Below are 7,298 nucleotides of genomic sequence, written 5' to 3' on the forward strand. Positions count from 1 at the left end.
CCGCCATCCCTGGCTTCGATGTTGGCGGTTAGAATGAAGCGATTGGAAAGCGCGTCGTCGACACCCTGCGGCCGCGTCACAAAGCACTTCTGGTTGGCGCGGATGGTCAGTCGGATCACTTCGGCTGGAATGGCAAGGAATGCCTCCTCGAACTCGCCCATCAGCACGACCGGCCATTCGACCAGTCCGGACACCTCCTCCAGCAGCCCTTCGTCCTCGACCAGATCGAGCCCGTTGGCGAAGGCGAGATTGCGGGCGTCGGCAAGGATGATCTCCTTGCGGCGGTCGGCATCGAGCACGACCTTGGCCGCTTCCAGTTTGGAAACATAGTCGTCGAAGCGGCGCACCATGATCGCATCAGGCGCATGGAAGCGGTGGCCATAGGTGATGTTGCCGGAGCGGATGCCGTCGATCTCGAAATCGACCACGACCGGCTCCTCTGTCTCCGGGCCGAACGTGCACAGGATCGATTGCAGCGGGCGCACCCAGCGCAATGAACCTGGCTTGGCCGAGGCCGGCCCCCAGCGCATCGATTTCGGCCACGGGAAATTGCGGATGATATCAGGCACCAGGTCCGCGATGATCTGTTCGGCCGCCCTGCCCGGCTTCGAAATGTGGGCGACATAAAAATCGCCCTTCTTCGGATCGGAATGGACATGCGCCTCGGCGATCGAGGAAAGTCCGGCCTTGCGCAGGAAGCCCTGGACCGCCTGTTCGGGCGCCGATGTCGAAGGCCCCTTGATCTCTTCGTTTATATCCTTCGAGCGCGCGGTGAGACCCCTGATGTCGAGGGTCAGCCGCCGCGGCGTCCAGTACTCGCGCGCCGCCTCATAGGTCAGCCCCGCCTCGACCAGGCCGTCAGTCAGCATCTTCCTGAGATCGCCAGCCGCCTTGCGCTGCATGCGGGCGGGAATCTCTTCCGAGCGGAGTTCTAGAAGCAGGTCAGGCATGGATGGGGCTCACGCGGCAAAATGGTCCGGGCGGGGGCATAGCAACTCGGCTGGCCGCTGTCACCCTTTCCGCACGGGGATCGCCGATTTGCGCCCGTTTCCAGAAATTTTGGCCATCCTGTCGGGACGAGACCGCGCCACCCGTCCTTGGATCAAAGATTTCCATGAACCGAACGCAGCGCTGAAGCGACCCACGCTCAGGCAGGGAACATTTGGCTCAACGACCATGAAAACGGCATCCAGACTTCTGCAGATCCTCGCACTCGGCGCCTGCTTCACCGCGCAGGCTCACGGTGCCTTCTCGATGCCGGGCGTTCGACAGGCATTGCGCACAATCGACGGTGCCAGCAGCCAGAACATACTGCCGATCAAAGCTTCCTTCGAGATGATGAAGCGGGCCTGAGACTCAGGCCGCCAGGCCACCCGCCTGCGTCTTCAAAAACGCCTCACCGCAGGCCTTCGCCAGATTGCGCACCCGCAGGATGTAGCTCTGCCGTTCGGTGACCGAAATCACGCCGCGCGCGTCAAGCAGGTTGAAGACATGGCTGGCCTTGATGCACTGATCATAGGCCGGGAAAACCATGCGGTGCATCGGCAGATTGTCGTTCGATGCCGGCGCGCCGGCATCGAGCAGCGCCTTGCATTCGGTCTCGGCGTCCTCGAAGTGGCGCAGAAGCATCGCCGTGTTGGCGTGTTCGAAATTGTGGCGCGAATATTCCTGCTCGGCCTGCAGGAAGACATCGCCATAGGTGACCTTGTCGGCGCCTTCCCGGCCGTTGAAATTGAGGTCGTAGACATTGTCGACGCCCTGCACATACATGGCCAGCCGCTCCAGCCCGTAGGTGAGTTCGCCGGCCACCGGTGCGCATTCGATACCGCAGACCTGCTGGAAATAGGTGAACTGCGAGACTTCCATGCCGTCGCACCAGCATTCCCAGCCGAGACCCCAGGCGCCCAGCGTCGGGCTTTCCCAATCATCCTCGACGAAGCGGATGTCGTGCAGCAGCGGATCGACGCCGATCGCCGCCAGCGAGCCGAGATAGAGTTCCTGCAAGTTGGGCGGGTTCGGCTTCAGGATCACCTGGTACTGGTAATAATGCTGCAGCCGGTTCGGGTTCTCGCCATAACGCCCGTCCTTGGGGCGGCGCGAGGGCTGGACATAGGCAGCGTTCCAGCGTTTCGGGCCGAGCGCGCGCAGCGTCGTTGCCGGATGAAAGGTGCCGGCGCCGACTTCCATGTCGTAGGGTTGCAGGATGACGCAGCCATAGGCCGCCCAATAGTTGTGCAAGGTCAGGATCAGCCCCTGGAACGAGCGGCTGGGATGCATATGGGCGGGGATTTCAATTGTCACGGGTGGCCTCGACAGCACAGGCTAGCTTGCCGGCACGTCCTAGAGACACGGCGGCGAAGCGTCAAGCAAAGCACGACGATGCGGTTGCGCCGACATTATGGAGCTGGCCCATTGCCCATCTCTCGGGCCTGCGCTCTGTTCGCCTGTGCAGCAACGACAACAGGTTTCAGCCATGCCCAGCCCGATCGTCATCCGCCCCGTTGCGCGACAGGATTTCGAGCAATGGCTGCCGCTGTGGGACGGCTACAATGCATTTTATGGCCGCTCGGGCGAAACGGCCCTGCCGGGTGAGATTACCCAGATGACATGGTCGCGTTTCTTCGATGCCTATGAGCCGGTCCACGCGCTGGTGGCCGAAAGCGAGGGACGGCTTCTCGGCCTCGTGCATTATCTCTTCCATCGCAGCACCACGGCGATCGCGCCGAATTGCTATCTGCAGGACCTTTTCACCACGCAGGCATCGCGTGGCAAAGGCATCGGACGGGCGCTGATCGAGGGCGTCTACGAGCGTGCCCAGGCGGCCGGCTCAGGCCGGGTATACTGGCTGACGCATGAGACCAATCACACGGCGATGAAGCTTTACGACAAGGTCGCCGAACACTCCGGCTTTGTCGTCTATCGCAAGCTCTTCTGAGGCAGCCAACCGAATACGCGGTTCAAACGAAAACGGGACTTCTGAAAAGAGCCCCGTTTGCGTTGAATTCAAATGGCTGACTTCATCCCTTCGGGGCGGGCACCGGCTCCGGCTTGACCTTCGGGGTCTCCTGCGCCGTGTTGGATTCGATCGGCGGCAGGCCCTTCATCAGCTTCTGCTGCAAGTTGGCCAGCACATCGGGATCCGGCTTCAGGTCGCGAGCCTGGTTCCACTGGAAGGTGGCTTCCAGCTTGCGGCCGACGCGCCAGTAGGCGTCGCCGAGGTGATCGTTGAGAACCGGATCTTCCGGCTTAAGCGACACGGCGCGTTCCATTTCGCGCACCGCGTCATCGAACCTGCCGAGGCGGAAATAGGCCCAACCCAGCGAATCGACGATGTAACCGTCGCTCGGCCTGAGGTCGACGGCCTTTTGAATCATCGCCAGCCCTTCCTTGAGATTCATGTTCATGTCGACCCAGGAATAGCCGAGATAATTCAGCACCTGCGGCTGGTCGGGGAACAGTTCCAGCGCCTTGCGGAAGTTCGGCTCGGCCTTGGGCCATTCCTTCAGGCGCTCATAGGCGATGCCGCGCTGGTAGAAGATGTTCCAGTTGGCTGCGGTCGGCGTCTTCAGCGCCTCGACAGCCTTGTCGTAGAGTGTGGCGGCCGAACGGAAATCCTCCTTCGAGGAATAGACGCCACCGAGCGCCAGATAGGCGCGCATGTCATTGGGATGGGCGTCGACGAAAGCCTTCAGATGAGTGATCGCTTCTTCGTGACGGTCGAGATCGGCAAGGTTGAGGCCGAGCTGCAGGTCCGAAAGCTCCTTCAGCGGCGAACCGGCGGGGATCCGGCGATAGAGCGCGATGGCGCCTTCGCCGTCCTTCAATTGCTCGGACACGGCAGCGAGTTGCACAAGGGCAGCGTCGCTATCAGGCTTCAAAGCAAGCGCATATTGCAGATAGAGGCGCACGAAGGGCTCGCCGCCGCCACGGTTGAGCGCGGTGGCGAGGTCGAGCAGGATTTCGGAGGCGCCATCGGATGGGCCGGCCACCAGGGGCGCAATCTTGTCGCCTTTTGCAATTCGGTCGCGCAAGGCGACGATTTCCAGCTTGCCAGGCGAAAACGCCTCGGCCTGATCGAGCACCGACAGCGCCTTGGTCTTGTCGCCCTTGCGGGCCAGGAACGAGGCGTAGGCCTGGGCGTTGCGCATCCAGGTTTCGGGAGCGGCACCACCGGCGGCGGTATCCTGCATGGTCGCGGCGTAGATCGCCTCGGCCTTTTCGGGCATGCCGGATGCATCAGCGATCAGGGCGCGGTGGAACGACTTGAACAGGCCGAACCAATCCGGCCCCTGCAGCTTGTCGATGGACGCCATCGCATCGGCAGGCTCGCCGGCGCCTTGCTGCGCCCAGCCGGACATCACCCCGGAGATCAGCCGGTCGAGATCGGATTCCAGCGACAGCTTGAGCCAGTACTGCGCCTTGGTGAAATCCTTCTTGTGGAAGGAATCGACGGCGAGCGCCAGCCGAGAGAAACGCTCGATGTCAGGCACTTCCTTGAGCTTGTCGGCATAGACCAGGGATTCGTCGAAGCGCCCTTGCGCGATCAGCGACAGCATCAGGCTCTGCTGCAGGCCGGTGTCGCTCGGGTCGAAGGCCAATGCTTGCTTGTAGTAGGCGATGGCGCTGTCGAGGTCGTTATCGCCTTCGGCGATCCGGGCTGCCAGATAGGCGCCCGAAAACGACGTGATCTTGACCGGTTCGGTGGTTTGCTTGGCATAGGCCGGCAAAGCCGAGATCGCCATGCCTGTCACAATTGCCAGCCTTGTCAGCCAGCGCGCACGTCCTTGCCGCATCGTATCCCTTTCAGCCAGGCGCCATCTCCGCGTCAGCGGGATCGGCGTAGACTCGATCTTTCCAGGCAAAGCATGGCCTTTTTGGGGTCGCGCTTCAATCCGCCTCGAATTCACAATCCGGGCACCCGATTAACAAATCATGGCGACAGGCACCAATTTTCCGCTCTTGGGATTTCGGCCATGGCCCTACGCGGCGCCGAATATATCACAGATTCGACGCTGAGGCTCCGCTTCGACCGCCAAGGCTCGGGCCAATATCAGCCCTTGCCTGGCGAGGCAGACCGTTGCACCAGCGTGTCGCTGTAGCCGCCGGCCGCTATCGTGCTGCACAGTTCGTTCCATTCGCAGCCGCCGCAGGCCTTGCGTACAAGGCCAGCCGAAAACGCCTGCCGCATCCGGCCCAGCATCGCCGTGTCGAGATCAACACAGGTGCCGACCTGGATTGGCCGTGCCAACAATTCTTCCACGTCCTGCGCGGCGAGCCGGTCCCGCTCGACGACGCTCTCGTTGAGGCAGTGCGGTTCCGGCTCGTCGAGCAACGGGGCGCAGACATCGTCTGGGCCGGAAACGAGGAGGACGTCCTCGCCCCGGCTCAGGCGCTCCGCTACGCGATCATAATTGGCGGTGAAGGCGGGGCTGTATCCCTTGCCCACATAGGTGAGCAGGCAAAGGAGGTGATGGGCGCGCAGCCTGATCGTCACGGATTGACCAGCTTGGCCTTGCCGCCGCGAAGCGCCATGAGCGTCGCGGCACCCAGCGCCGACTTGAGCAAGCCGCCGACGATGAACGGCAGGAAGCCGAAGGTAACGGCCTGTTCGGCTCCAATCATGACGGCAAGCCATGCTGTGCCCAGCACAAGGCAGGCAAGGTTGCCAAGCAGCATGGCGACGAAGGCAAGCATCACCCTTTTGCCGTTCCAGCCGCGTTCGGCCAGCCAGCCGACCAGTGCGCCGACAAGCGGGAAGGCGAAGAGATAGCCAGCCGTCGGCCCGACGAAATGCGCCGCACCCGCTGCCCCTCCGGACAGAACGGGAAAGCCGACCGCACCCTCGACCAGCCAGGCGGCGATGGTGAGCGCGCCAAGCCGCCAGCCATAGAGCGCGCCGACCAATGTCACGGCGAAGGTCTGCATCGTCACCGGGACCGGCACCATCGGCACTTCGACGTAGGATGACAGCGCCAGGAACAGGGTGCCGAGCACAACGGCTCCAATCTGCCAGGCAAGAGAACGATCCTGGAGCCGGAGCGGGCTGAACGACGGCTTGCTGGACGAGAATGCGACGTCTGTCATTGGGATTCCTTCGATCGATTTCAAATTATAGATAATTTCTGTTTTCGATCTATTATCGAATCCACACTTCCCTGGAGATTGCAAGCCCTGGCTTTGGCGGAGGCCGTCTAACCTACGATGGCGAAGGCTTCGCGCGTCGTTCCGGAAGCCGTCCTGACCGGCTTGCGGCCAATCCATTGGACGTGCCGCCCCAGTGTGACGGCCGCCGATTCGGTGTTTCCCTGCCGCAAGGCGGCGAGGATCGCGCGATGGTCCTGATCGGTGCGTGTCTCCCACTCCGAGCGCCATGCCGCGAACAGGAAACGGGCGCTTGCCGCGTGCAGATCGTTGATGGTGGCGAGCAGGCGCGGCATGCCACATGGCGACAGGATCAAGCGGTGGAAGGCGCGGTTGGCCTCTTCCCACGACCGGACATCGCGGGACTTGTCGCCAGCCTTGGACGCCTCCTCGGCGAGATCGAGAATGGCCGATGTCAGATGCGGCGCCGCGTGGCGCAGCGCCAGCACTTCAAGGGCGGCGCGCATTTCGGCGACTTCCTTGACCTCGCCCAGGTCGAAAGACGCGACACGCACGCCGCGGCGCGGTTCGCCGATGGCCAGCCCTTGCGCCTCGAGGCGGCGGAAGGCCTCGCGCACCGGAACATGGCTGGTTTGGAATTCCTCGGCGATGTGATCCTGCCGAAGCCTGGCCCCCGGCTCGATCGCACCGGAAATGATGCGGTCCGCCAGAACCTTGCTGATGCGCACCGCGATGGTGTCGTCTGTGCCCTTTGCCATGTTTTATAGATAATTTGCGGCAGGGCGGCTTGTCGAGACGGCGGGACCGAATTCCTAAACTTCCTCTTAGCGCAGGCCAGAGATAGCGTCGCGAAAGTCCAGCCTTTAGTTGACCCGGCTGATGCAGAAATCGATGACGTCGATCAGCGCCGATTTCTGCGGCGTCGCTTCGAGCGGCGCCAGCGCGTCGCGGGCAATCTCGCCGAAATGGCGCGCGCGTCCGATCGTGTCGGCAATGGCGCCGTGGCGGGTCATCAGGCCGGTCGCCTTTTCCAGGCCGGCGTCATCGGCGACATTGTCCTCGATGGCGCGCTTCCAGAGGTGCGCTCGGCCTTGGTGCCGCGCCGATAGGCGAGAATGACCGGAAGCGTCACCTTGCCCTCGCGGAAATCGTCGCCGACGTTCTTGCCGAGATCCTTGCTGGTGCCGCCATAGTCC

General features: G+C 62.7%; 8 protein-coding genes and 1 pseudogene. 2 read left to right on the top strand and 7 right to left on the bottom strand.

Features of this window, described 5'->3' with window-relative positions:
* Positions 1 to 950: glycine--tRNA ligase subunit beta (locus EN879_RS17785; RefSeq protein WP_127274158.1), on the bottom strand; the 950-nt coding region annotated here is incomplete at its 3' end.
* Between the two features lie 226 nt (positions 951 to 1,176).
* Between EN879_RS17785 and EN879_RS39005 the strand changes: the two genes are divergently transcribed.
* Positions 1,177 to 1,353 carry a hypothetical protein gene (locus EN879_RS39005; protein WP_164755492.1) on the top strand — a complete coding sequence of 59 codons (177 nt, stop codon included), beginning with the start codon at positions 1,177 to 1,179 and terminating at the stop codon, positions 1,351 to 1,353.
* A 3-nt stretch (positions 1,354 to 1,356) separates the two neighbouring features.
* On the opposite strand, the gene EN879_RS17790 is transcribed toward EN879_RS39005, so the two are convergent.
* Positions 1,357 to 2,277 carry a glycine--tRNA ligase subunit alpha gene (locus EN879_RS17790; RefSeq protein ID WP_174299093.1) on the bottom strand — a complete coding sequence of 307 codons (921 nt, stop codon included), beginning with the start codon at positions 2,275 to 2,277 and terminating at the stop codon, positions 1,357 to 1,359.
* Between the two features lie 196 nt (positions 2,278 to 2,473).
* On the opposite strand from EN879_RS17790, the gene EN879_RS17795 reads away from it, so the two are divergent.
* Positions 2,474 to 2,935: a GNAT family N-acetyltransferase gene (locus EN879_RS17795; protein ID WP_024502644.1), complete on the top strand. Its 462-nt coding sequence runs from the start codon at positions 2,474 to 2,476 to the stop codon at positions 2,933 to 2,935.
* 82 nt (positions 2,936 to 3,017) lie between these two features.
* On the opposite strand, the gene EN879_RS17800 is transcribed toward EN879_RS17795, so the two are convergent.
* The 5 genes and pseudogenes from EN879_RS17800 to EN879_RS17820 all read right to left on the bottom strand — a co-directional run.
* Complete coding sequence (locus tag EN879_RS17800; RefSeq protein ID WP_063167656.1) at positions 3,018 to 4,793, bottom strand: tetratricopeptide repeat protein; 1,776 nt, start codon at positions 4,791 to 4,793, stop codon at positions 3,018 to 3,020.
* Between the two features lie 257 nt (positions 4,794 to 5,050).
* A complete protein-coding gene (locus EN879_RS17805) occupies positions 5,051 to 5,494 on the bottom strand; it encodes a DUF1284 domain-containing protein (RefSeq protein ID WP_063167655.1) in 444 nt (147 codons plus the stop codon).
* Positions 5,491 to 6,084, bottom strand: a complete 594-nt coding sequence (locus tag EN879_RS17810; protein ID WP_063167654.1) for a biotin transporter BioY — start codon at positions 6,082 to 6,084, stop codon at positions 5,491 to 5,493. The genes EN879_RS17805 and EN879_RS17810 overlap by 4 nt, the downstream gene beginning before the upstream one ends.
* Positions 6,085 to 6,191: 107 nt before the next feature.
* The gene (locus EN879_RS17815; RefSeq protein ID WP_063167653.1) at positions 6,192 to 6,860 is read right to left on the bottom strand and encodes a GntR family transcriptional regulator; all 669 of its coding nucleotides are present in this window, start codon (positions 6,858 to 6,860) and stop codon (positions 6,192 to 6,194) included.
* Positions 6,861 to 6,965: 105 nt separating this feature from the next.
* Positions 6,966 to 7,298, bottom strand: a pseudogene (locus EN879_RS17820) (polyprenyl synthetase family protein); the annotation flags it as partial.

The sequence above is a fragment of the Mesorhizobium sp. M7A.F.Ca.AU.002.02.1.1 genome, from assembly GCF_003998535.1.
GTDB lineage: Bacteria > Pseudomonadota > Alphaproteobacteria > Rhizobiales > Rhizobiaceae > Mesorhizobium > Mesorhizobium ciceri.